The sequence below is a fragment of the Pantoea latae genome (genome assembly GCF_002077695.1).
GTDB classification, from domain to species: Bacteria; Pseudomonadota; Gammaproteobacteria; order Enterobacterales; family Enterobacteriaceae; genus Pantoea; species Pantoea latae.
On sequence record NZ_MWUE01000033.1, the window covers coordinates 114,280 to 136,510 of the forward strand.

General features: G+C 61.9%; 21 protein-coding genes. 14 read left to right on the forward strand and 7 right to left on the reverse strand.

The features are described 5' to 3' along the window. The gene (locus tag B2J69_RS20380) at positions 1–858 is read left to right on the forward strand and encodes a PfkB family carbohydrate kinase (RefSeq protein WP_081141780.1); all 858 of its coding nucleotides are present in this window, start codon (positions 1–3) and stop codon (positions 856–858) included. Between the two features lie 45 nt (positions 859–903). On the opposite strand, the gene B2J69_RS20385 is transcribed toward B2J69_RS20380, so the two are convergent. Next, positions 904–1,461: a YbhB/YbcL family Raf kinase inhibitor-like protein gene (locus B2J69_RS20385; protein ID WP_407944761.1), complete on the reverse strand. Its 558-nt coding sequence runs from the start codon at positions 1,459–1,461 to the stop codon at positions 904–906. Between the two features lie 179 nt (positions 1,462–1,640). Between B2J69_RS20385 and B2J69_RS20390 the strand changes: the two genes are divergently transcribed. Together B2J69_RS20390 and B2J69_RS20395 are read left to right on the forward strand one after the other, a co-directional pair. After that, a complete protein-coding gene (locus B2J69_RS20390) occupies positions 1,641–6,215 on the forward strand; it encodes an ATP-dependent helicase (protein WP_081141786.1) in 4,575 nt (1,524 codons plus the stop codon). 620 nt (positions 6,216–6,835) lie between these two features. After that, on the forward strand, positions 6,836–7,903 hold the full coding sequence (locus B2J69_RS20395) for an SDR family oxidoreductase (protein ID WP_081141789.1): 1,068 nt from the start codon (positions 6,836–6,838) through the stop codon (positions 7,901–7,903). 33 nt (positions 7,904–7,936) lie between these two features. Here the strand turns inward: B2J69_RS20395 and B2J69_RS20400 are convergent, their stop codons facing one another. Further along, positions 7,937–8,971, reverse strand: coding sequence for an NADP-dependent oxidoreductase (locus B2J69_RS20400; protein WP_081141792.1), 1,035 nt, complete (start codon positions 8,969–8,971; stop codon positions 7,937–7,939). 245 nt (positions 8,972–9,216) lie between these two features. On the opposite strand from B2J69_RS20400, the gene fucO reads away from it, so the two are divergent. From fucO to B2J69_RS24220, 4 genes are all read left to right on the forward strand, one after another. Then, a complete protein-coding gene (gene fucO, locus B2J69_RS20405; RefSeq protein WP_081141795.1) occupies positions 9,217–10,365 on the forward strand; it encodes a lactaldehyde reductase in 1,149 nt (382 codons plus the stop codon). Between the two features lie 199 nt (positions 10,366–10,564). Then, positions 10,565–11,077 carry a 5' nucleotidase, NT5C type gene (locus B2J69_RS20410; protein WP_081141798.1) on the forward strand — a complete coding sequence of 171 codons (513 nt, stop codon included), beginning with the start codon at positions 10,565–10,567 and terminating at the stop codon, positions 11,075–11,077. Positions 11,078–11,296: 219 nt separating this feature from the next. Then, on the forward strand, positions 11,297–11,470 hold the full coding sequence (locus tag B2J69_RS20420) for a GhoT/OrtT family toxin (RefSeq protein WP_065426280.1): 174 nt from the start codon (positions 11,297–11,299) through the stop codon (positions 11,468–11,470). A gap of 136 nt (positions 11,471–11,606) precedes the next feature. Beyond that, a complete protein-coding gene (locus B2J69_RS24220) occupies positions 11,607–11,780 on the forward strand; it encodes a hypothetical protein (RefSeq protein WP_167376598.1) in 174 nt (57 codons plus the stop codon). 70 nt (positions 11,781–11,850) lie between these two features. On the opposite strand, the gene B2J69_RS20425 is transcribed toward B2J69_RS24220, so the two are convergent. The 3 genes from B2J69_RS20425 to B2J69_RS20435 all read right to left on the reverse strand — a co-directional run bounded on the left by B2J69_RS20425 (position 11,851) and on the right by B2J69_RS20435 (position 13,855). Then, the gene (locus tag B2J69_RS20425) at positions 11,851–12,753 is read right to left on the reverse strand and encodes a manganese catalase family protein (protein WP_081141804.1); all 903 of its coding nucleotides are present in this window, start codon (positions 12,751–12,753) and stop codon (positions 11,851–11,853) included. Between the two features lie 56 nt (positions 12,754–12,809). Then, positions 12,810–13,316 carry a ferritin-like domain-containing protein gene (locus tag B2J69_RS20430; RefSeq protein ID WP_081141807.1) on the reverse strand — a complete coding sequence of 169 codons (507 nt, stop codon included), beginning with the start codon at positions 13,314–13,316 and terminating at the stop codon, positions 12,810–12,812. A 62-nt stretch (positions 13,317–13,378) separates the two neighbouring features. Beyond that, positions 13,379–13,855 (reverse strand): YciE/YciF ferroxidase family protein, encoded by a 477-nt coding sequence (locus B2J69_RS20435; protein ID WP_033749031.1) that lies wholly within the window; start codon positions 13,853–13,855, stop codon positions 13,379–13,381. A gap of 417 nt (positions 13,856–14,272) precedes the next feature. On the opposite strand from B2J69_RS20435, the gene B2J69_RS20440 reads away from it, so the two are divergent. After that, the gene (locus tag B2J69_RS20440) at positions 14,273–15,478 is read left to right on the forward strand and encodes a CynX/NimT family MFS transporter (RefSeq protein WP_081141810.1); all 1,206 of its coding nucleotides are present in this window, start codon (positions 14,273–14,275) and stop codon (positions 15,476–15,478) included. 1 nt (position 15,479) lies between these two features. On the opposite strand, the gene B2J69_RS20445 is transcribed toward B2J69_RS20440, so the two are convergent. Beyond that, positions 15,480–15,830 (reverse strand): cupin domain-containing protein, encoded by a 351-nt coding sequence (locus B2J69_RS20445; RefSeq protein ID WP_081141813.1) that lies wholly within the window; start codon positions 15,828–15,830, stop codon positions 15,480–15,482. A 162-nt stretch (positions 15,831–15,992) separates the two neighbouring features. On the opposite strand from B2J69_RS20445, the gene glsB reads away from it, so the two are divergent. The 4 genes from glsB to B2J69_RS20465 all read left to right on the forward strand — a co-directional run bounded on the left by glsB (position 15,993) and on the right by B2J69_RS20465 (position 20,060). After that, on the forward strand, positions 15,993–16,913 hold the full coding sequence (gene glsB, locus B2J69_RS20450; RefSeq protein ID WP_081141816.1) for a glutaminase B: 921 nt from the start codon (positions 15,993–15,995) through the stop codon (positions 16,911–16,913). 119 nt (positions 16,914–17,032) lie between these two features. Next, the gene (locus tag B2J69_RS20455) at positions 17,033–17,458 is read left to right on the forward strand and encodes a DUF2946 domain-containing protein (RefSeq protein WP_081141819.1); all 426 of its coding nucleotides are present in this window, start codon (positions 17,033–17,035) and stop codon (positions 17,456–17,458) included. 46 nt (positions 17,459–17,504) lie between these two features. Further along, entirely contained in the window at positions 17,505–19,223 is a 1,719-nt protein-coding gene (locus tag B2J69_RS20460; protein WP_081141822.1) for a DUF2534 family protein, read from the forward strand. A 132-nt stretch (positions 19,224–19,355) separates the two neighbouring features. Next, positions 19,356–20,060 carry a pirin family protein gene (locus B2J69_RS20465; RefSeq protein ID WP_081141825.1) on the forward strand — a complete coding sequence of 235 codons (705 nt, stop codon included), beginning with the start codon at positions 19,356–19,358 and terminating at the stop codon, positions 20,058–20,060. Positions 20,061–20,091: 31 nt separating this feature from the next. On the opposite strand, the gene B2J69_RS20470 is transcribed toward B2J69_RS20465, so the two are convergent. Beyond that, a complete protein-coding gene (locus tag B2J69_RS20470) occupies positions 20,092–20,304 on the reverse strand; it encodes a MerR family transcriptional regulator (RefSeq protein ID WP_081141826.1) in 213 nt (70 codons plus the stop codon). Between the two features lie 184 nt (positions 20,305–20,488). Between B2J69_RS20470 and B2J69_RS20475 the strand changes: the two genes are divergently transcribed. Both B2J69_RS20475 and B2J69_RS20480 read left to right on the forward strand, forming a co-directional pair. Further along, positions 20,489–21,076 carry a YtfJ family protein gene (locus tag B2J69_RS20475; RefSeq protein WP_081141827.1) on the forward strand — a complete coding sequence of 196 codons (588 nt, stop codon included), beginning with the start codon at positions 20,489–20,491 and terminating at the stop codon, positions 21,074–21,076. 276 nt (positions 21,077–21,352) lie between these two features. Continuing rightward, positions 21,353–22,210 carry a polyprenyl synthetase family protein gene (locus B2J69_RS20480; protein WP_407944762.1) on the forward strand — a complete coding sequence of 286 codons (858 nt, stop codon included), beginning with the start codon at positions 21,353–21,355 and terminating at the stop codon, positions 22,208–22,210. Positions 22,211–22,231 lie beyond the last annotated feature (21 nt).

Below are 22,231 nucleotides of genomic sequence, written 5' to 3' on the forward strand. Positions count from 1 at the left end.
ATGAGTAAAATTGTCGTCGTCGGCAGCCTGCATTACGACATTATGCTGGACGCACCCCATCGCCCGGAAAAAGGCGAAACGGTTATGGGCAGCGCCTGCCGTTATAAGTTCGGCGGTAAAGGCGGCAACCAGGCGCTGGCGGCTGCACGCGCCGGCGCAGAGGTGCAGTTTATCGGCGCGGTCGGCGCGGACGAGCCGGGCCGCTTTCTGCTCGCAGCCCTGCAGGGAGCAGGCGTCGCGATCGCCGACGTGCAGGTCATTAAGGACGTGGCGTCGGGCATGAGCGTGGCGATCAGCGACGCCGAAGGCGATTACGGCGCGGTGGTGGTGTCGGGCGCCAATCAGCATATTGCGCCGTCGGCGCTGCGGCGCGAGCCGTTGTGGCAGCAGGCCGCAATGCTGATACTGCAGAATGAAGTCGCGGCAGAGACAAATCTGCTGGCGGCCACGGCGGCGAAAGCGCGCAGCATTCCCGTCTGCATCAACGCGGCGCCCGCGCGTCCGCTGGACCCGGCGCTGGAGCGCCTTATCGATCTGCTGGTGGTGAACGCGGTAGAGGCGCGTGATATGTGCGGCGTCGCGGTAGAGGATCTCGCCTCGGCAATTGCGGCCGCCGAGACGCTGGCGCGGCGTTTCCCGCAGGTGGTGGTGACCGCCGGCGAGCACGGCGTCGCGTTCTGCCAGCGAGGAGAAGCGGCGATGAGCCAGCCCGCCGAGAAGATCCGCCTGGTCAGCACCCACGGCGCGGGCGACTGCTTTACCGGCATGCTCTGCCGCGCGCTGTCGCAGCAGCAGAGCCTCGCCGACGCCGTCCGCCTGGCGAACGCGGCGGCGGCGAAACACGTTTCCGGCGGCTAACGCGCCGGCATCGCGCAGGCCGTTCCCGGCCTGCGCGCCCTCTCTCTATTCCTGCGTATCATTGCTGAACCGCGCCACCAGCGAGGCAGCGCCGAGCGCGTGACCTTTCAGCTGCTTCACCAGTTCATCGTGCGTCAGGCCCGCTTTCAGCTGTTCAGGCGGCAGATCGGTGGCGATCGCCACAAAGTTATAGTGGTGCATGCCGCTGCCGACCGGCGGGCACGGACCGTACCAGGCCTGGGTGCCGGGCGAATTTTTTCCGCCGGTGTAGCCCTTGCCCTGGGTCAGTTCGCCCTGAGCGAAGCCGGTGGTGGCGGCGGGAATGTTGTAGGCCACTAAATGGGTCACGCCGAGTCCTTTGCCGCCGACCGGATCGGTAACCAGCAGCGCGAAACTTTGTGTGCCCTGCGGCGCGTTCGACCAGCTTAGCGCGGGAGAGACGTTGTCGCCGGTACAGGCGGCGCTGCTTTTGTTATTGCCGGCAAACTTTTTCGCCAGAAAGGCGTTGTCGGTAAAATCCTGCGATTGCAGGTTAAATATCGGCGCGGCCGCCATACTCGCGGCGGGCAGCGCCGCCAGTAGAAAGGCGCTTAATAATCTCATCAAGTGGGTCTCCGTTTCGGTTGCTGAGTCCTGAGTATGGAAGAGAGAGCGGGATCAGGCGTGAAAACTCGCCGCGACAGGCGAAAAAAGCGGTGGCGCGCGCCTTCTTCATTGCGCAGCGCGCGGCAGTTGGGTCTACGCTTAGGCATTCTCTGCAAACAGGGTGATTTCAATCTCTTATGTCCGCCACGGCTGCTGCGCTTCTCCGCTTTTCCCCCGCCACTCAACGCTGGTTTCATGCCACCTTCGCCGCGCCTACGCCGGTACAGGCGGCGGCCTGGGAGGCGATCGCCAGCGGCGAGCATGCGCTGGTGATCGCACCAACCGGATCGGGCAAAACCCTGGCGGCGTTTCTGCACGCCATCGACGCGCTGTTTCGCGAACGTGAACAGCAGGAGACGCCGGAAAAAGCCACGCGCACGCGTATTCTTTATATCTCCCCGGTGAAGGCGCTGGCAGCAGACGTGCAGCGCAATTTGCAGCAGCCGCTGGAAGGGGTTTACCAGCAGCGGCGCGCGCGCGGCGCGAAAGATATCGCGCTGACCATCGGCATGCGATCTGGCGATACGCCCAACGCCGAACGGGCGAAGCTGCAGCGCACCCCGCCCGATATTCTCATCACCACCCCTGAATCGCTGTTTCTGATGCTGACGTCGCGCGCCCGCGAGGCGCTGCGCGGCGTCACAACGCTGATTCTGGATGAGGTGCACGCGGTTGCGGGCAGCAAGCGCGGCTCGCAGCTGGCGCTGAGCCTGGAGCGGCTCGATGCCCTGCTGCCGCGTCCGGCGCAGCGCATCGGCCTTTCTGCCACGGTGCGGCCTATCGAGCGCGTCGCGCAGTTTCTCGGCGGCGTGCAGAAGACCACCATCGTCAATCCGCCCGCTTCCCGCGCGCTGGAGATGCGCATCGCCGTGCCGGTCGAGGATATGACCGATATTGCAGGACGACCGGACGCCAGCGGCGCGCCGGAAAGCGGCGGCGCAGGCGGATCCCTCTGGCCGCACATCGAACAGCGCATTCTGGAGCTGGTGCTGGCGCGGCGCGCCACCATCGTCTTCGCCAACTCGCGCGGCCTGGCGGAAAAGCTGACGGCGCGACTCAACGAGCGCTACGCCGCAGGCCTGGAGGCAGACGACTCAGGCAGCGCGCCCGCCCAGGCCTACGGCTCGTTTAACGGCGGAACGGAAAAACGCAGCGACGGCGCCTCGATCGCTATCGCCCGCTCGCATCACGGCTCGGTTTCGAAAGAGCAGCGCCGCGAAATCGAAGAGGCGTTAAAAAGCGGCGAGCTGCGCTGCGTCGTTGCTACCTCCAGTCTTGAGCTGGGCATTGATATGGGCACGGTGGATCTGGTGATCCAGGTCGGCGCGCCGCCCTCCGTCGCCAGCGCGCTACAGCGCGTCGGCCGCGCCAGCCATCAGGTCGGCGGCGTATCCAGCGGCATCGTATTTCCGCGCACGCGGCGCGACCTGGTGGACGCCGCCGTGATCGTGCAGTGCATGCTGAGCGGCGAGCTGGAGCCGGTCGCGCCGCCGCACAACCCGCTCGACGTGCTGGCGCAGCAGACGGTGGCCGCCGTGGCGATGGATACCCTTTCAGTGGAGGCGTGGTTCGCCACTGTGCGCCGCGCCGATCCCTTTCGCGATCTGCCGCGCACGGTGTTTGACGCCACGCTGGATATGCTGGCGGGAAAATATCCCGCCGACGCCTTCGCCCAGTTTCGTCCGCGTCTGATATGGGATCGCGAGGCGAACCTGCTCAGCCCGCGCCCTGGCGCGCAGCATCTTGCCGTCACCAGCGGCGGCACTATTCCCGATCGCGGCGCGTTTAGCGTAATGCTGCCAGAGGGCGAAGAGCAGGCTGGCTCGCGGCGCGTCGGCGAGCTGGATGAGGAGATGGTGTATGAATCCAGGGTCAACGACATCATTACCCTGGGCGCCACCTCCTGGCGCATCCAGCAGATTACCCACGATCAGGTGGTGGTGGTGCCCGCGCCGGGACGTTCGGCGCGTCTGCCCTTCTGGCGCGGCGATGGGCTGGGCCGATCGGCGCTGCTGGGCGAAAGCATCGGGCGCTTTCTGCGTGAGATGGAGGCGCAGCAGCTCGCCGGCGGCGGCGCTCAGATACCAGACCTCGACGCCAACGCGCAGCATAATATCCAGTCGCTGATCGCCGAACAGCGTGAGGCCACCGGACTGCTGCCCACCGACGCCACGCTGTTGATTGAACGCTGCCGCGATGAAACCGGCGACTGGCGCGTGATCCTGCATTCGCCATGGGGACAGCGCGTACACGCGCCCTGGGCGCTGGCCGTGGCGGAGCGCATTCGCCATCGCATGGGGCTGGATCCCGCCATCGTGGCGAGCGATGACGGCATCGTCGCGCGTTTTCCCGATATGGAGGGCCGCGTGCCGGGCGCCGAGCTGTTTCAGTTCGACGCCGATAGCCTGCAGCGCGTGGTCGCCGAGGCGATCGGCCACTCGGCGCTGTTCGCCGCCCGCTTTCGCGAATGCGCGGCGCGCGCCCTGCTGCTGCCGCGCCGCAATCCCGGCAAGCGTTCGCCGCTCTGGCAGCAGCGGCTGCGCGCCGGCGAGCTGCTGGCGGTGGCGCGCGACTATGCTGACTTTCCCATTCTGATCGAAACCGCGCGCGAGTGTCTGCAGGACGTTTACGATCTGCCCGCGCTGCACCGGCTGATGCAGCGCATTCAGGCAGGCAGCGTGCAGTTTGCCGAGGTCACGACCGAGACGCCGTCCCCTTTCGCCGCGCCTCTGCTGTTTGGTTACGTGGCGGAATTTATCTATGCCACCGACGCGCCGCTGGCCGAGCGTCGCGCCTCCCTGCTGGCGCTCGACAGCGGTCTGCTGAGCGAACTGCTCGGCCAGGTCGATATGCGCGAGCTGCTCGACCCGCAGGTGGCGGCGCGCGTCGGCGAAGAGCTGCAACGCCTGCCCGCTCGCTATCACGCGGCTGACAAAGAGGGCGTCGCCGATCTGCTGCGCGAGCTGGGGCCGCTCAGCGAGACGGCGGTCGCCGCGCGCTTCAGCGGCGAGGCGTTATCCCCGGCGCTGGCTGCGCTGGCGCAGGCGCATCGCGCCATCGCGGTGCTGATCGCCGGCGAGCGGCGCTGGGCGGCGGTGGAAGATGCCGCCCGCCTGCGCGACGCGCTGGGCGTCAGGCTGCCGGACGCCATCCCCGCCGCTTTTTTAGCGCCGGTCGCTGAGCCGCTGCGCGATCTGCTTAGCCGCTACGCGCGCACCCATACGCCTTTTACCACCGGCGAGGCGGCGCGCCATTTCGGGCTGGGGCCAGCGGTGGTCGCCGATGCGCTGGAACGCCTGCGCCAGCAGGGCAAGCTGCTGAAGGGCGATTTTGGCCTCGCCGACGATGGCTCTGGCTGGCATGAGCAGTGGGTGGCCGATGAGGTCTTTAAACGCCTGCGCATTCGTTCGCTGCAGGCCGCGCGCGAGGCGACTCGTCCGGTGCCGACGGAGGCGTACGTGGCGCTGCTGCTGGAGCGGCACGGCTTAACCGGCTCCTCGTCGCCGCCGGTGGCGCAGGGCGAATATGAAGGCGTCAGCGGCGTGGCGCGCGTGGTTGAACAGCTTGCCGGGCTGGCGCTGCCGGCCTCTGTCTGGCAGACGCAGATTTTGCCGCCGCGCGTGCATGACTATCAGCCGGCGATGCTGGATGAGCTGCTCTCCTCCGGCGAGGTACTCTGGGTGGGCGAACGCGCGTTGGGCCACAACGACGGCCTGGTGTCGCTGCATCTGCGCGACTATGCCGCGGAAACGCTGCCGCCGCTGGCGCAAAGCGGCGACGCGCTGCGCCTGACGCCGCTGCACAGTGCTATTCTGGCGCTGCTGGAGGAAGGCGGCGCCTGGTTCGCGCATCAGATCGCCGCCGCGCAGCCTGACGTCGACGAGGCGCAGATCCACAGCGCATTATGGGAGCTGGCCTGGAGCGGCTATATCACCTCTGATACCTGGGCGGCGCTGCGCCAGCTGACCGGGCTGGCGAACAGCACGCGCGCCAGACCGACGCGCGCGCTGCGCACAAGGCGCGGCCGCATCAGCCTGCCGCCAGGGCGACCCACCACGCTCGCGCTGCCCGGACGCTGGTCGCGCCTCGATCGGCCCGGCTGCGCGCCAGCGCAGCTGGCACTGGCGCTGGCTGAAAATATGCTGGACCGCTGGGGCGTGGTGACGCGCGGCGCGGCGATGGCTGAGCAGGTGCCTGGCGGTTTTCCCGCGCTGCAGCCGGTGATGCGCGGGTTGGAGGATGCCGGACGCGTGCTGCGCGGCCGCTTTGTCGTCGGCCTGGGCGGGGCGCAGTTTGCCGACAACGCCACCATTGAGCGGCTGCGCCTTATTGCGGAAAGCAGCGCGTCGGAGCCGCTCGCCGTGGCGCTTTCCGCCGTCGATCCCGCCTCTCCTTTCGGCGTCACTCTGCGCTGGCCTGCCCACGACGCCGCCACACGGCCGGTGCGCCGCAGCGGCGCCCTGGTGGTGATTTGTCAGGGACAGCTGACGCTCTATCTGGCGCAGGGCGGTAAAGAGCTGCTGCGCTTCGGCGACGGCAGCAGTGACGCCGCCGCGGTCGCCGCGCTGGCGGGTGCGCTGCGTCGGGAGCGAGCCTCAGGCTTTACGCTGGAGAGCATTGACGGCAAACCCGCCGGTCAGTCGCCGCTAATCGACGCGCTGCGCCGTGCAGGTTTTTCACGCGTGCCGAAGGGCTATAGCTGGTACGGCTAGCGATGCCTCGTCATATTATCCGGGGCGTCAGAATAAAACGGATATGGCGGCCAGGCTTATTTGTTTTTCTGCGCCTGATTTTATCGGATGCGTGAATTGGATATTTTACGATTGACCCTCTGCCGGGGTTCGTTTTTAATTCACTCCCATACGATAATCAATGTTAATAGCAAAAAGGTGAATTACACCGGAAAGTCGTGCCGCAGCACAGGGATTTAGCGCACTTAATCAGCGAGTTGCTATTCTTATGGATGAATATCCTCCCTTGCCTGTTGACCCTCTCCTTTTTTTCCGCCCGGTGTAAAATAACCTGTTGAATCAGGCTCCGGCTGCAGTAGAATTACTAAATTCGCATTGCGAAATATGTTTTGCACTAAACCTTGCTTATTTTTCCCTGGTGTTTGCTACCTTAGCAGCCTGACCTGATGGTCAGGTTTTTTTTATTTTCCCGTCGTCGGCTTAATTATGGATAAATAGCTATTTTGCCTCGCCGGGCGCAGAATGATTATTTAGCGCGGCGCATGCTGCGGTCCGGCTTAATCCCCTTCGCGCTGAGCTTACCTGGCGATCAGCGGCTACACTTCCCTTTTGTGACAAAGTTAACATTAAGGGAGACACGCATGTCGAAGAAAGCGCTTATCGCCGGGATCAGCGGCGTTATCGGAACCGCTACGGCGGAACGTTTACTGGCGGACGGCTGGGAAGTCTATGGCCTTTCGCGCGGGCGGACGCCGGTGCCGCAGGGCTGCCACGCGCTGACGGCGGATCTTACCTCGGCGGAATCGGTCAGGGACGCGCTGAAAGAGCTGGCGCCCGACGCGCTGTTTTTCAGCGTCTGGGCGCGCCAGGAGACGGAAAAAGAGAACATCCGCGTCAATGGTGGCATGGTGCGCAACGTCATCGAGGCGCTGGGCGATCGCCTGAACGGCAGCCATGTCGCGCTGGTAACCGGCCTTAAGCACTACCTTGGCCCGTTTGACGCCTACGGCAAAGGCGCGGTGCCAATGACGCCGTTTCGCGAGGAACAGGGGCGTCAGCCGGTCGATAACTTCTACTATGCGCAGGAAGATGAGCTGTTCGCCGGCGCGGAGAAATATGGCTATCGCTGGAGCGTGCACCGCCCGCATACGGTGATCGGCTTTGCCCTGGGCAACGCGATGAATATGGGGCAGACGCTGGCGGTCTACGCCTCGCTGTGTAAATACCATAACCTGCCGTTTATCTTCCCCGGCTCGGCCGCGCAGTGGCACGGCGTGACCGATATGAGCAGCGCGACGCTGGTGGCGGAGCAGCTGGAATGGGCGACCAGCGCGCCGGGCGCGCAAAATGAAGATTTCAATACGGTGAACGGCGACGTGTTCCGCTGGAAGTGGATGTGGGGCGAGATCGCGCGCTATTTCGATATCCAGGCGCAGCCGCTGCCGGAAGAGACCCAGCCGCTGGAGCAGCGCATGGTCGACGCTGAGGCGCAGTGGAAAGCGGTGGCGCAGCACTATCAGCTGCGAGAAGCGGATATCAACCGGCTGGTCTCCTGGTGGCACACCGACGCCGATCTGGGTCGCCCAATGGAGGTCTTCACCGATATGAGCAAAAGCCGTAAGGCGGGCTTCAATGGCTATCACAGCACGCGCGACGACCTTTTTGCGCTGTTCGATCGCCTGAAGCAGGAGAAACTGATCCCGGCCTGAATAACGATCCCGCCTGCAGGCGGGATCCTGATTTTACGCGTCGTCCTGCGCAACGCGCACCACGGTTTTGCCGAAGTTTTTCCCCTCCAGCATGGCGAAAAATGCCTCCGGCGCGTTCTGCAGGCCGTCGACCACATGCTCGCGATAGCGGATTTCGCCTTTCTCCACCCAGGGCTCCATCACCTCAAGGAACTCGCCATAGCGGTGGCCATAGTCGTCAAAAATAATAAAGCCCTGCACGCGCAGGCGTTTCTTCAGGATATTCCCCATCAGCAGCGAGAGGCGATCCGGCCCTTCCGGCAGATCGGTGGCGCTATAGCCGGAGACCAGACCGCACACCGGAATGCGCGCTTTGGTATTCAGCAGCGGCAGAACCGCATCGAACACCTTGCCGCCGACATTTTCATAATAGATGTCGATGCCGTCCGGGCAGGCTTTCTCCAGCTCGGCCGCCAGATCGTCCCGGTGGTGATCGAGACAGAGATCAAAGCCCAGCACCTCGACCGCATGACGGCACTTCTCTTCACCGCCGGCGATGCCCACCACGCGACACCCTTTTTTCTTGCCGATCTGTCCAACCGTGGCGCCCACCGGGCCGGTCGCGGCGGCCACCACCAGGGTTTCGCCAGGCTGCGGCTCGCCGATATCAAGCAGGCCCATATAGGCGGTAAAGCCCGGCATGCCGAGCACGCCAAGCGCCCATGAGGGATTCGCCAGATCGTTGCCCAGCTTTCTCACCGCCGTCGCCGGCGCGACCGAATAGGCCTGCCAGCCGCCGCTCGACAGCACCCAGTCGCCAGGCTGAAAATCGCCGTGGCGCGACTCCACCACGCGGCTGACCGTGCCGCCGACCATCACATCGCCCAGCTTCACCGGTTCAGCGTAGGATTTCGCATCGCTCATGCGTCCGCGCATATAGGGATCGAGCGACAGGTAAATAGTGCGCAGCAGCAGATCGCCCTCTTCCAGGGACGGCAAAGGCAGCTCGCCAAACTCGAAGTTCTCCTGTACCGGTTTGCCGTGCGGGCGCGAGGCCAGCGTCCAGCCCTGATTTTGCGGTTTCGCCATCGTTTCCTCCAGTGGTTAAGGCGTTAGTGTCCTCCTTGAGGCTAACAGAGGATGAGAATCTTGCCTGGCAGGAATGGCTCTGCCTGTGCGGCCTTCACGCCGCCTGCCGCGCAAGATGGGGGCCAAAAAAGCTAATCTATTGATTTTTATCAATTGTATACCGTGCAGAATGTGACCTGTGCAGCAGAAATGAGGCACCTTAACGCGGGAAGGTAGGAGGAATTTTGTAAATCAAGGATGTGACCATGACACAACGTATGATTCTTAACGAGACCGCCTATTTCGGCGCGGGCGCCATTCGCAATTTGCCGGACGAAGTGCAGCGGCGCGGGCTGTCTAAAGCGCTGATCGTGACCGATAAAGCGCTGGTGGGCGCTGGTGCGGTGAAGCGCGTCACCGATCTGCTGGATGCGCACCAGCTGCACTGGGCGCTCTATGACGAGGTGGTGCCCAATCCAACCATCGCGGTGGTGCAGCGCGGCGTCGAGGTGTTCAAACAGGCGGACGCAGACTACCTGATCGCCATTGGCGGCGGCTCGCCGCAGGACACCAGCAAAGCGATCGGCATCATTATCAATAATCCCGAGTTCGCGGACGTGCGCAGTCTGGAGGGCTTTGCGCCGACGCGTAACCCCTGCGTCACCCTGATCGCTATTCCCACCACGGCGGGCACCGCGGCCGAAGTCACCATTAACTACGTCATCACCGATGAAGAGAAGCGCCGTAAATTCGTCTGTATTGATCCGCACGACATTCCTAAAGTGGCGATTATCGACGCGGAGATGATGGCAAGCATGCCGCCAGCGCTTAAGGCGGCCACCGGCATCGACGCGCTGACGCACGCCATTGAGGGCTATATTACGCGCGGCGCCTGGCAGCTCACCGATCTGCTGCACCTCAACGCCATTCAGATTATCAGCCAGTCGCTGCGCGACTCGGTGAAAGGCGATATGCAGGCGGTGGAGCAGATGGCGCTGGGGCAGTATGTGGCGGGCATGGGCTTCTCCAACGTTGGGCTGGGACTGGTGCACGGCATGGCGCACCCGCTGGGCGCCTTTTATAACGTGCCGCACGGCGTCGCCAACGCCATTTTGCTGCCCACGGTGATGGCCTGGAACGCCGACTATACCGGCGAGAAATATCGCGATATCGCACGCGCCATGGGCGTGACAGAAGTGGATTCGCTCACGCTGGCGCAGGCGCGTCAGGCAGCGGTCGACGCGGTGAAACAGCTCTGCCGCGACGTCGGCATTCCCGCTTCGCTGCGCGAGGTGGGCCTGAATCCAGACGATGTGCCGGCGCTGGCGCAGGCGGCGCTGGACGATGTCTGCACCGGCGGCAACCCGCGTGAGGCGACTCTGGACGCCATTGCCGCGCTCTACCTGCAAAGTTGACCCCTCATGCCGCCCTTTCCGGCGGCATTCTCCTCTCTTTATTCTCGCTTCGGGCGAATCTCACAGTATTGAGCGCAATAACAGGCTTCAATTGTTTATTTTATGAGCTGTTTGACTGGCGTTTATCCTGAGACTACAAGCGGAGCCGCGCGGCTGTTATCCTAGCCGCTCTTGGCATGATGATTGACGAGGGGAAACCATGAAACGTATCGCCATTGAGATGGATGAAGTCATTATCGACTTGAACCACACACTAAGCCATGACGCCGCCTCTACTGAAGCGCTGACAGGCACGCTGGACACGGCAAAACCACAACAGGTTCGCCCTGCGCTGTTTCAGGAAATTGAAGAGCTGATTGGCGAAGAGAGTTTTTACGCCGGGCTGCCCGCCCTGCCGGATGCGCAGCGCGTAATCGAACGCCTGTCGCAGCAGTATGAAATCTTTATCACCACGGCAGCGGTGGAGTTCCCGCGCTCGCTGACGGCAAAACTGGAGTGGCTTAAAGCCAACTTCCCGTTTATCAACCCGATGAATATTATCTGCTGCAGCAGCAAAGGCATCCTGAACGCAGACTATCTGATTGATGCGGATCCGCAGCATTTCGCGCAGTTCCCTGGCGAAAGCGTGCTGTTCACCACCACGAAAAATCAGCAGGAAACCGGCTATGCGCGCGTCGATAACTGGCGTGACATTGAGCAGCGCTTTCTCTGATCCTGCCTGACTTCGCCACGCGCTCTGACGCGTGCAACCTCCCGCGCCTGAAGGATTTGGCGCGTTTTCCGCCCTCAATTTCAGCCTGAAATCGCCGACGCACGGCGACGGCTTTTTGCGCGAGCGATTTCTTTACTTTCCAGTGCGCCTTTTACTTGATCTGGATCACTATTTTCCGCATAGTGCGCAGCAAAACCACTATAACGATGCGGAGTATTGATGAGCCTCTATCAACATATGCTGGTGTTCTATGCGGTCATGGCGTCGATTGCCACCCTAATCACCTTCTTTATCGCAAAGGATAAGCTGACCATTCGCGCGCTCAGCGCCTTTCTGGTCGGCGCGACCTGGCCGATGAGCTTTCCCGTCGCCCTGATGTTCGCCCTGTTCTGATGCTGCAAGCCGCGCTGCGGCTTCATACTGATTTATCGACCTTTTCCCGCCGCCAGCTACACTTAGCAGTACGCCTCTGGTCGCGCTGCCGATCACCGACGTTTGTTTGCTTACTTCACCATCACAAGGAGCGGATATGCGTTTTTTTGCCTTAGCCCTGTTTATTACTCTGCTTAGCGCCTGTCGGTCAGGCCCTATGGCGCCGGAAAAACCGGTGCCCTCGGCCGAAACGCGACAGCAAACCTGCCAGCCGGGCACTACCGCCAGCCAGAACGACTGCGGACATTTTCCCGAACCGGAATTTCACTAAGCGCGGCAGTTGATCAGATAAAGGAAGGGAGATATCGCGTCAGTCAGCACGGTGACTGACGCGAGAGGGATTACGAGCGGGGTTTATCTTTGATCTGATTCGCTTCGCCCAGCGTCGAGCCAAGCTCAGCGCCGGTGGTTGGATTCAGGCCAGGATCGGACGCGGTGCGGCTCGCCATATTGGCCAGGTCGGTCGCCTGATCGGACGGCAACGTCACCGACGCGCTGCCGTCGCCGCCGTCAACCGCTGGCGCCGGATCGGCCACAAACTCAAAGTTCTCGTCCGAGTTCCAGCTGCCGCGCATATCGCCTTCGCCTGCCGACATGTTGTAGTAGACGTTGGCATACTGCTCAATCGGCGGCAATTTACCCGGCGGGAAGTTGTTGCGGATTGAGTAGAGCGCTTTCTCAAACGAGATCTGATGCGCCACTTCACGCGTCATCAAAAAGCCCAGCGCATCTTTTACGCCGACGTCGTCGGTCATATTGATCAGACGCTCATAGAGAATTTTGGCGCGCGCCTCAGCGGCGATGTTGGAACGCAGGTCAGCAGTGACTTCGCCGATGGTATCGACATAGGCTGCCGTCCAGGGTACGCCAGCGGAGTTGGTCAGCGGCGGTCCACCGCCGTAAAGCAGCGAGGTCAAATGGCTGTCGTTGCCGGCACCGGTAATATTGCGATAAATCTCGCCCTCTTCCTCTGTGCCTTCAGCCAGCTGACCTTTCGCGCCTTTGTTTAGCATCCCCACCAGCGAGCCGATAATTTCCAGATGGCTCAGCTCTTCGGTCGCGATATCCATCAGCATATCTTTGCGACCCGGATCGTCGTCGCCGAGACCCTGGGTGAAGTAACGGCAGGCTGCAGCGAGTTCGCCCTGCGGACCGCCGAACTGCTCAAGCAGCAGGTTGGCGAGTCCGGGATTGGGCTTTTCAACACGAACGGTGTACTGCAATTTTTTTACGTGTCTGAACATGGCTCATTCCTTTCCAGTTAGATGTTGCCCTCTCTGAGGAGGGCTAAGCTTTAGCGTTATTTTTTCGCTTCTACGCCGTCAGCTGCGTCACGCGTCATAAACTGCTGGGTGACATCTGGCAGGTGCGTCAGGCACCATTCCGCCATGGCGATCTCCTGCTCACGGATCTGCTCAAAAATCCGTACGCCTTCCTGGTCGCCCACCAGCTGCGCCGCCGCGATGAGCGAGGTGTAGTTAGCAATTTCGAACTGCTCAAAGACATATCCGCTGATCGCGCCTTTTACCACTTCGTCATCGGCGAGCATGCCGCCCATCGCCTGACCCATCGCGGAGAGTTTGCCCATCGCATCCTTGAAAGCGGAACGCGAGGTGTCGTTACGATCGATGACGGACTGCAACAGCGTCTGCTGCTGGCGCGTCTCTTCAATATGCTGCTGAATACGCGCTTTTAAATCGGGATAGTGTTCAAGACGCGACGCCATTTTTTCCAGCATGCTTTCTGCCTGCTTTTCCATAGCGTGTGCATCTTTCAGCCAGGCAAGATAATTCTCTTCGTGTGTCATAATCTATTTACCTCTTTGAAAAATGAGAATGCAGTAAAAGACAGAGTTATCACGTCGGATAATTAGCTGGTTTTCTCAGCAATCACATTCAGTTTTTCATCCGTGGCTTTTTCTTCCTGCAACGTTTCGGCCAGTAATTTCGCCGCTTCGTCAAAGCCCAGTCTTTTCGCCATCGCCGTCAGCGTGCCGTAGGTAGCAATTTCGTAATGCTCGACTTTCTGCGCCGCGCCAATTAATCCTGCATCGCGCACCGGACCCGCTTCAACCGAGTCGATAATTTCCTGCGCCTCTTCCACCAGACCTTCCAGCGCGTGACACTTCATACGGCGAATGCGCAGTTCTTCTGTTTTTTCAACAATTTGATCCAGACGTTCAATTTGACCGCGCGTCTCTTCAAGGTGCGCTTCAAACGCCGCTTTCAGCGAGGCGTCTGTGGCGGCGCGCGCCATTTTAGGCAGTGCGCGGGTGATCTGTTTTTCTGCGCTGTAGACATCAGAAAGATCATGAATAAAGAGATCCACCAGTGTTTTAATCGCCATTACCGTTTCCTCTTTTCGTTTAGGTGATTGCTTTCCTGGCCAGGACGCTACAGAAATTAATAATAGTTGCTAAGTACAATTGCGCAAATTTAATAAAAACGAAGCGCGGCGCAAAACAGTTTTGATTATTAAAGATTATTCTTATTTTCGCTGGCGCTGCCGCTTCCCTTAAATAGCGTTCAGATAGCCTGATCGATATAAAAAACACAAATGGATCCTCGCCTCGCTTATTTATTGCGAAAGGTATTCCCCGCCGGAAAATAAATGAGACGATGAGGGCTACGCCGCTCTGCCTTTACAGCCGCGGCCTCAGCCATTAAAGTAGCGCGCAGACACCGGCGCCCTTGCCCGGTGCGTAAGCGTTAACGTCAACCAACGCACCACAGCAGCTTTGCTGCACTTTGTGATGCGGATCTTATGACCCTGCGACAAACTTCCTCTCTACGCGCTTCGCGCTTTAGCCACGCTGGCTTCTTTCTGCTGGTTTTACTGCTCACCGCCGCCAACCTGCGCGCGCCCATTACCGCCGTCGGCCCGGTGCTGGAGAACATTCGCCACGCCTTTGGCCTGAGCGCAGCGGCGGCGGGCCTGTTCAATTTTATTCCGCTGATCATGTTCGCCGCGCTGGCGCCGGTCGCCGCCGTGCTCGGCAACCGCTTCGGCCTGGAGCGCAGCCTGTGGACGGCGCTGCTGCTGATTACGCTCGGTTCGGTGGCGCGCTGGCTGAATAGCGAAGCCGCGCTCTGGTTCGGCACCTTTACGCTGAGCGCCGGCATCGCCGCCGCCAACGTGCTGTTGCCGCCGCTGATCAAACGCGACTTTACGCAGCACACCGCGAAATATATTGGACTCTACGCCGCCACCATGTCGCTGACCGCCAGCCTGGCGTCAGGCGTCGCCGTGCCGCTCGCCGCGCTTTCCCCAGCGGACTGGCGACTGTCGCTCGGCGTCTGGGCAGTGCCCGGCATGGTGGCGCTACTCGCCTGGCTGCCGCTGCTGAGGTCGCGCGCCGCCGCGCCGGCACATTCCGCCGCCGCTGTCTCGCCTCGCGGTCACTCTCCCTGGCGCTCGGCAATCGGCTGGCAGGTATCGCTGTTTATGGCGCTTCAGTCGCTGGCGTTTTACACCCTGATCGACTGGTTCACCCCCTACGCGCAGGCCGCCGGATACAGCCAGGCGGAAGCGGGCTGGCTGCTGTTTCTCTACCAGGCGATCGCCATTCTGGCTAACCTCGGCTGTATGGTGGCACTCAAACGGCTGCGCGACGCCCGGCTCACCGCTTTCGTCGCCTCCGCCGCCATCTTCTGCGGCGTGCTGGGACTGCTGCTGTTGCCGCGGCTGGCGGCGCTGTGGCTGACCGTCGCTGGTTTAGGTGCCGGCGCCTCGCTGGTGCTCTGCCTGTCGCTGTTTAATATGCGCGCGCGCGACCATCGTCAGGCGTCGCAGCTTTCCGGCATGGCACAGTGCGTGGGCTACGCGCTGGCGGCGCTCGGTCCGCTCTTTTTCGGCATCCTGCACGAACACAGCGGCGACTGGACGCTGCCGCTGACCCTGCTGGCCGTGCTGAGCTTTATACAGATGGTGCTGGCGCCGCTGGCGGGCAGCGCCAGGCAGATGGAGTAAGTCAGTCGTCCTCATCGTCCGGCAGATCGTAGTGCACCGCCAGCCAGATGGTCGGCGGGTCGCTGCGGGTCCAGTTAACGCGATGGCGCACCTGCGCGGGCAGATTGATAAAATCTCCCGCGCGCAATACCCGCTCCTGCGCGTCATGCTCCAGCTGCAGACCCGCCTCCCCTTGCACCACCATCACCCATTCGCCCTGTGGCTGGCTATACCAGAAGCCAGGCGGGCTCGCCTGACCGGTGGAGATGATGCGTTCGATGCGCACGTCGGGCCGGCGCAGCAGATCCTCGAAAGTTTCCTGCTCGCCGCGCGCAGCGGCAGGGGGAAAATCGCTAAACAGACTGGTAAACATTGCGGCCTCCCGGACGTCTGAGGATAGCCGTGACGGCGAGCGCCATACGGCTGTTGGCGTCAGTCTGGCGCAATTTTATCGGTTTCGCACGTGCCGCATTGATTCAGCGACAACACGCGTTCATTATCCCGCGTCAGACGCCTTCGAAACGGAGATTCACTCGTGCCCGAACTCAGCAATGCGCTGCTGGAAACCCTGCTTGAACAGGTCCGCCCGCTTACCGCGCGCGGCGCCGTCGCCAGCTATATCCCCGCGCTGGCCGAAGTGCCTGCCCACGCGCTCGGCATCGCCATCGTCACCTCCGACGGCCAGCTCTTTCAGGCGGGGGATGCCCAGACCCGATTCTCAGTCCAGTCTATTTCCAAAGTGCTGTCGCTGAGCGTCGCCCTGACGCGCTACAGCGATGACGAGATCTGGCAGCGCGTCGGCAAAGAGCCCTCCGGCCAGCCGTTCAACTCGCTGGTGCAGCTGGAGCTGGAGCACGGCAAGCCGCGCAATCCGTTTATCAACGCCGGCGCGCTGGTGGTATGCGATATGCTGGAGACGCGCCTGACCGCGCCGCGCCAGCGCATGCTGGAGTTTATCCGCCAGCTGAGCGGCACGGCCGACATCAACTACGATCGACACGTCGCCCGCTCGGAGTATGAGCATTCGGCGCGCAACGCCGCCATCGCCTGGCTGATGAAGTCGTTCGGGAATTTCCATAACGATGTCAGCAAGGTAATGCAGACCTATTTCCACTACTGCGCGCTGTCGATGAACTGCGTCGAGCTGGCGCGCAGCTTTGTCTATCTGGCGAATCAGGGCAAAGCCGTTGACGGTACTACCATCCTTACGCCGCGCCAGGCCAGACAGATCAACGCGCTGATGATCACCAGCGGCATGTACGACGGCGCAGGCGAGTTTGCCTGGCGCGTCGGCATGCCGGCGAAATCGGGCGTCGGCGGCGGCATCATCGCTGTGATCCCCAACAAGATGAGCATCGCCGTCTGGTCGCCGGGTCTTGACGCTATCGGCAATTCGCTGGCAGGCACCGCCGTGCTGGAGCTGCTCAGCGAACAGCTGGGCAGTTCGGTGTTGTGACCCGCACGGCGGCGGGCGCTACTCTCTCTGCATCAGGTAAGAATATTTACAGATTTCGCCCCGCTCGCCGTCTTAACGCGGTAAAATAGCACCCGACTTTACCAGCATGTGATGTTTTGATGACCTTCTTCACCCGACAGCAACAACAACTGAGCGCCTGCCTGGCCATCCTGGCGGTGCTGCTGCTGTTTGTCGCGCCCGTGGTGTCGCAGGATCTGATGGCGCGCCACAGCAGCGCGCCGCCCGCGCAGATGATGTCGCATCACGCCGACGCCATGCCGATGATGCATCATATGGCTGACCCGGCACACCCGGTGTCGGGCGATGAGGGCTTCGCCTGCGGCTATTGCGAACTTTTGGTGCATGTGCCGCTGATGATCTGGACGGCGGCCCCGCTGATCTGGCTGATGCTGCTGATCGCCCGCGCGCCTCCGCCGCCGCGCGTTTTCCCCCCGTTACGCCGACGTGAGCATCGCGTTTATCGACCTCGCGCCCCGCCCGCCGCTGAGCTTTTTACTCAGGATGCCTGCTTTTCCGCCGCATAACGCAGCGGAGAAAGCGCTGTTTTTAACTGAATAAAATGGATGCGCTATGTCCTCATCTTATGAAACGGCAGAGCCGCGCGGCTCGCTGTTCAACCTGCTACGCCGTCTGCACTTTTACATTGGGCTGTTTATCGCCCCCTTTATTTTTATCGCCGCGCTAACCGGCACGCTCTATGTGCTGACGCCGCAGATTGAAAATGCGCTCTATGCTTCCTCGCTCACCACCGAGGCGCAGGGCGTTCCACAGCCGCTTTCGGCGCAAATCGCCGCGGCGCGCCGCCATATCGGCGAGCAGGCGCGTATCTACGCGGTGCGTCCGGCGCCTGACGCGCAGGCTACCACGCGGGTGCAGTTCAGCCAGCGCGATCTCGGCCCGTCGGAGTCGCGCTCGGTGTTTATCGATCCCTATAGCCTGCAGGTAAAAGGCGATATGACGGTTTACGGCACCAGCGGCGTGCTGCCGCTGCGCATGTGGCTGGATCAGCTGCATCGCGGGCTGCTGTTGGGGGATGTCGGCCGTATCTATAGCGAGCTGGCCGCCTCCTGGCTGTGGGTCGCCGCGCTGGGCGGACTGGTGTTGTGGCTCGGCACGCGCCCGCGCAGAGCGGTGAAGAAGCGCGCCTCTGGCTTCGCTTTCGCCCGCCACTGGCATATTACGCTCGGTCTGGCGCTGGCGCTGGGTCTGCTGTTCTTCTCGGTGACCGGGCTGACCTGGTCGCAGTGGGCAGGCGGCAATATCGATAAAATGCGCAGCGACTTCGGCTGGCTGACGCCGCAGGTGCGCACCGCGCTGGATGAAAGCGCGCCTGCTGCCACGGCCGATCCTCATGCCGAGCACCACGCGATGCCGCAGATGGACGGCATGGATATGAGCGGCATGGCGATGGCACCGCAGGCCGCCAACGCGCCTGACGCCGACTGGGATCGCGTCCTCGACGCCGCGCGCCACAACGGCATCCAGGCGGCGAAACTTGAGCTGCGCCAGCCGAAAGCGCACGGCGAGGCCTGGACGGTGAGCGAAATCGATCGCAGCTGGCCGAGCCAGGTTGACGCCGTATCGGTCGATCCCGCCAGTTTCGCTATCGTCGATCGCGTTGAGTTTGCCCACTTTCCGCTGGTGGCGAAGCTGACGCGCTGGGGCGTCGACGCCCATATGGGCGTGCTGTTCGGCCTGCCCAATCAGCTGCTGCTGGCCCTGTTTGGCTTTGGGCTCTGCGCCATGATTGCGCTCGGCTACCGCATGTGGTGGATCCGCCGTCCGGCGCTGCCGACGCGCAATCCGGCGCAAACGCTGCTTACCGCCTGGCTGGCGCTGCCGCGCTACGGTCAGGCCGCCTCGCTGCTGGTGGCGCTGGCGCTGGGCGCAGCGCTGCCGGTGATGGGCGCTAGCCTGCTGGCGTTCGTCGCGCTCGATCTGCTGCGCTGGCGCCGGGCGCAGCGTGCCGCGTCGCCGCAGCCGGAGACGCCGCGCGAGCAGCAATCCCCGCTGGGCATTGTGCGCGGCCGCTTTGCCGAGAAGCAAAAAGAGATGCGCTACTTTCTGCGCGGCGTGGTGATTTTATGGCTGATCGTCGGCACGGTTATGGGCAACGCCATTATCAGCGGCGTCATCGATCAGTATCACATCGCCTTTAGCGACTGGTCGCTGCTGATGTATGTTACCCAGGCGCTGATGGTGATCATCTACACCTCGGTGTTTACCGGCCTGATGTCGATTCCGCTGTGGTATTTCTTCCTCGGCGAAAGCGACGAACAGGGCAAATAACGCTCTCCGCCGCCCGCTCGTCTGAGCGGGCGGCTTATTCAAAAAAGTTGAATCCTCTCAGCAAATCCCTCTCCTTCTCATCTTGTTTAATCGGTTTATCCTGCTGTTAACGCCGAATAACAGGAGAAGAAGATGAACGTTGTGCGAGCCCATCGCGGCCAGCTGTTTGAATATGGCCCTTTTACCATTCGCCGCCTGCGTCCGGGTGAACGCTTCGGGCCGCTGGCGATTGTCGATATGACCACGCTGAAGCTCGGCGCGCGCATTCCGATGCATGAGCATGTGAACGACGACATCCTTAGCTACGTCTGGCGCGGCTCGGTGCAGCACACCGACGTCAACGGTGAGCGCACGCCGCTTTCGGCCAAACGTGTGATGGTGGTCAATGCGGGCGAGGGTTTGCGCCACGAAGAGTCGGCGCCGCTGATTGAAGCCGAGGTCTTGCAGGCGTTTATTCGTCCGGCACACGCCGGTGGTGAAGCGAAAACCCAGCTGCTGGAGCGCGCTGACGGCATCGCTCACAACGCCTGGAGCTGGCTGGCAGGACCGGAAGGCAGCGGCGCGCCGCTGACGCTGCGCCAGGCGGTGCATATCTACGATATTCGTCTGGAGCGCGGCAGCACCCTAGAGGTGCCGACGCTGCCTGGCTTTGCGCCCTGGCTGGCGGTGCTGGACGGCGTGGTCAATCTGGTGGGACAGCGCCTGCATAAAGGCGACGTGGCGGGCGATACCGACGCGCTGCCCGCCGTGACCGCCGAGCGCGACGCCACGCTGATCTGTTTTCTGGTGGATGCCGAGGCCAGCGGCGTGATGAGCGGCACCGTTAGCGGAAGTTAAGCAGAGGGAAGGTGAAAACCTTCCCTTTTTGCTATGCGTGCTGGCGGGCGCGCTGCAGCGTATGGCGGAACTGACGCACCTCTTCTCGCGACCAGTAGCGCCGGCTAAATGAGACGTGATTCAGCGGCTCGGGCAGCGGTACGCCATCCAGCGTGCCCCGGTTACAGTAGGCGCGCACCAGCCGGGAGGGCGACACGCCCAGATAGCGGGCGATTTCAGGCAGCGTCATTAACTCATATTTCATATCCATCTCCTTTTGCGAATGAATCCCTGCATCTTTAAACCATTTGACACCACGTTTTTTGATCTGGCTCATTGAGCGAGTGATTACTTTATGAGCTAAGCGTAAAAATTCCCTTTTCCTGAACTGGCGAAGCGGCGCTTTTTCACCCAGGCTTGAAGCTCTTTTCTTGTGAGCGCGAGGATGCGTGAAAGGATATCTACTGCTGCTTGCCAGCTTACTGCTCCCCAGCGTCGCCGACGCGCATCGCGTTGAAACAGGCAAACCGCTGCCGCCGGTGTTTATCGCCAACGAAGGCGAACTGGTGATGCAGCAGCAGACGCTGGGCTATCAGCGCTGGAGCAGCGAGTCGCTTACCGGCAAAGTCCGTATGCTGATCCACGTTGCCGGACGCCTCTCGGCCAAAGAGCAAAACGCCCCGCTGATTGCCGCCATTCAGCAGGCGCATTTTCCACGCAGCCGCTTTCAGACCACCACCATCGTGAACACCGACGACGCCATTCCCGGCAGCGCTATCTTTGTCGAGCGCAGCATCAAAGCAAGCAAGCGCGACGCGCCCTGGCAGCACTTCGTGATCGACAGCAGCGGCGTGGCGCGCCACAGCTGGCAGCTTATTCCCCACGGCTCCACCGTGGTGATCCTTGATGCGCAGGGCATCGTGCGCTTCGCCAAAGATGGCGCGCTGACGCCGCAGGAAGTGAGCAGCACAATCGCATTGCTAAACCAGCTGCTTACCACCGCGCCAGCGCCCGCCGGCGGCGCACTTAGTTCGTGATCAAAATTATTGTTTTATTGTTACTTATTTCCCTTTTACCTCTCAGTCGGCGAATTCTCGACTACGCTTTATTTCACCGTCGCGTCAAAAAAAAGAGAACGCTGAGCGCAGGGCGGCAATAACAATAACCAGCTCTATTTATTAAATGATGGCTCCATTTGCGCCACTTCGTTCATTGCAATTACGACAGGCCGACGCGCTCACCTGCAAGTAAGGACTGCCATCATGACCATTTTTGCTGAAAGAGATCCCACTCTTATCCCCAGCGACCCCCTGATGCTACTGGCTGATATCGAGCGGCGTCTCGACCGCCTGTTGCCGGCTGAAAACGAACGCGACTGCGTCGGTCTCGCCATGCGCGAAGGCGCGCTGGCGCCGGGTAAACGCATCCGCCCCGTGCTGCTGATTATGGCGGCGCAGGATCTCGGCTACCGCGACGACGCGGGCGGCCTGCTCGATTTCGCCTGCGCCATCGAGATGGTGCACGCCGCCTCGCTGATCCTCGACGATATTCCCTGTATGGACGATGCCGAACTGCGGCGCGGCCGCCCCACCATTCATCGCCAGTTCGGCGAGCCGGTGGCGATCCTCGCGGCGGTCGCCCTGCTGAGCCGCGCCTTTGGCGTGATTGCCCAGGCGGACGGCATCAGCAGCCAGGCGAAGACCCAGGCGGTGGCGGAGCTTTCCCACGCCGTCGGCATTCAGGGGCTGGTGCAGGGACAGTTTCGCGATTTGACCGAAGGTGGCCAGCCGCGCAGCGCCGACGCCATTCAGCTTACTAACCATTACAAAACCAGCGCGCTGTTTAGCGCGGCGATGCAGATGGCCGCGGTAGTAGCGGGCGCGCCGCTGGAGTCGCGCGAAAAACTGCACCGCTTCGCGCTGGATCTCGGTCAGGCGTTTCAGCTGCTGGACGACCTGTGCGACGGCTTAAACGATACCGGCAAAGACGCGCATCAGGATGCGGGCAAATCGACCCTGGTTAATATGCTGGGCAGCAAGGTAGTGGAGAAGCGCCTGCGCGACCATTTGCAGCGCGCCGACCGGCAGCTGGCGTCCGCCTGCGACAGCGGCTACGCCACCCGGCATTTCGTGCAGGCCTGGTTCGACAAAAAACTCGCTACGGTCAGCTGACCGCGCGTTTCCCGTCTGAGT

Coding starts and splice junctions, on each gene's coding strand:
- B2J69_RS20380 (WP_081141780.1), top strand. CDS start 1: ATGAGTAAAATTGTCGTCGTCGGCAGCCTGCATTACGACATTATGCTG.
- B2J69_RS20385 (WP_407944761.1), bottom strand. CDS start 1,461: ATGAGATTATTAAGCGCCTTTCTACTGGCGGCGCTGCCCGCCGCGAGT.
- B2J69_RS20390 (WP_081141786.1), top strand. CDS start 1,641: ATGTCCGCCACGGCTGCTGCGCTTCTCCGCTTTTCCCCCGCCACTCAA.
- B2J69_RS20395 (WP_081141789.1), top strand. CDS start 6,836: ATGTCGAAGAAAGCGCTTATCGCCGGGATCAGCGGCGTTATCGGAACC.
- B2J69_RS20400 (WP_081141792.1), bottom strand. CDS start 8,971: ATGGCGAAACCGCAAAATCAGGGCTGGACGCTGGCCTCGCGCCCGCAC.
- fucO (WP_081141795.1), top strand. CDS start 9,217: ATGACACAACGTATGATTCTTAACGAGACCGCCTATTTCGGCGCGGGC.
- B2J69_RS20410 (WP_081141798.1), top strand. CDS start 10,565: ATGAAACGTATCGCCATTGAGATGGATGAAGTCATTATCGACTTGAAC.
- B2J69_RS20420 (WP_065426280.1), top strand. CDS start 11,297: ATGAGCCTCTATCAACATATGCTGGTGTTCTATGCGGTCATGGCGTCG.
- B2J69_RS24220 (WP_167376598.1), top strand. CDS start 11,607: ATGCGTTTTTTTGCCTTAGCCCTGTTTATTACTCTGCTTAGCGCCTGT.
- B2J69_RS20425 (WP_081141804.1), bottom strand. CDS start 12,753: ATGTTCAGACACGTAAAAAAATTGCAGTACACCGTTCGTGTTGAAAAG.
- B2J69_RS20430 (WP_081141807.1), bottom strand. CDS start 13,316: ATGACACACGAAGAGAATTATCTTGCCTGGCTGAAAGATGCACACGCT.
- B2J69_RS20435 (WP_033749031.1), bottom strand. CDS start 13,855: ATGGCGATTAAAACACTGGTGGATCTCTTTATTCATGATCTTTCTGAT.
- B2J69_RS20440 (WP_081141810.1), top strand. CDS start 14,273: ATGACCCTGCGACAAACTTCCTCTCTACGCGCTTCGCGCTTTAGCCAC.
- B2J69_RS20445 (WP_081141813.1), bottom strand. CDS start 15,830: ATGTTTACCAGTCTGTTTAGCGATTTTCCCCCTGCCGCTGCGCGCGGC.
- B2J69_RS20455 (WP_081141819.1), top strand. CDS start 17,033: ATGACCTTCTTCACCCGACAGCAACAACAACTGAGCGCCTGCCTGGCC.
- B2J69_RS20460 (WP_081141822.1), top strand. CDS start 17,505: ATGTCCTCATCTTATGAAACGGCAGAGCCGCGCGGCTCGCTGTTCAAC.
- B2J69_RS20465 (WP_081141825.1), top strand. CDS start 19,356: ATGAACGTTGTGCGAGCCCATCGCGGCCAGCTGTTTGAATATGGCCCT.
- B2J69_RS20470 (WP_081141826.1), bottom strand. CDS start 20,304: ATGAAATATGAGTTAATGACGCTGCCTGAAATCGCCCGCTATCTGGGC.
- B2J69_RS20480 (WP_407944762.1), top strand. CDS start 21,353: ATGCTACTGGCTGATATCGAGCGGCGTCTCGACCGCCTGTTGCCGGCT.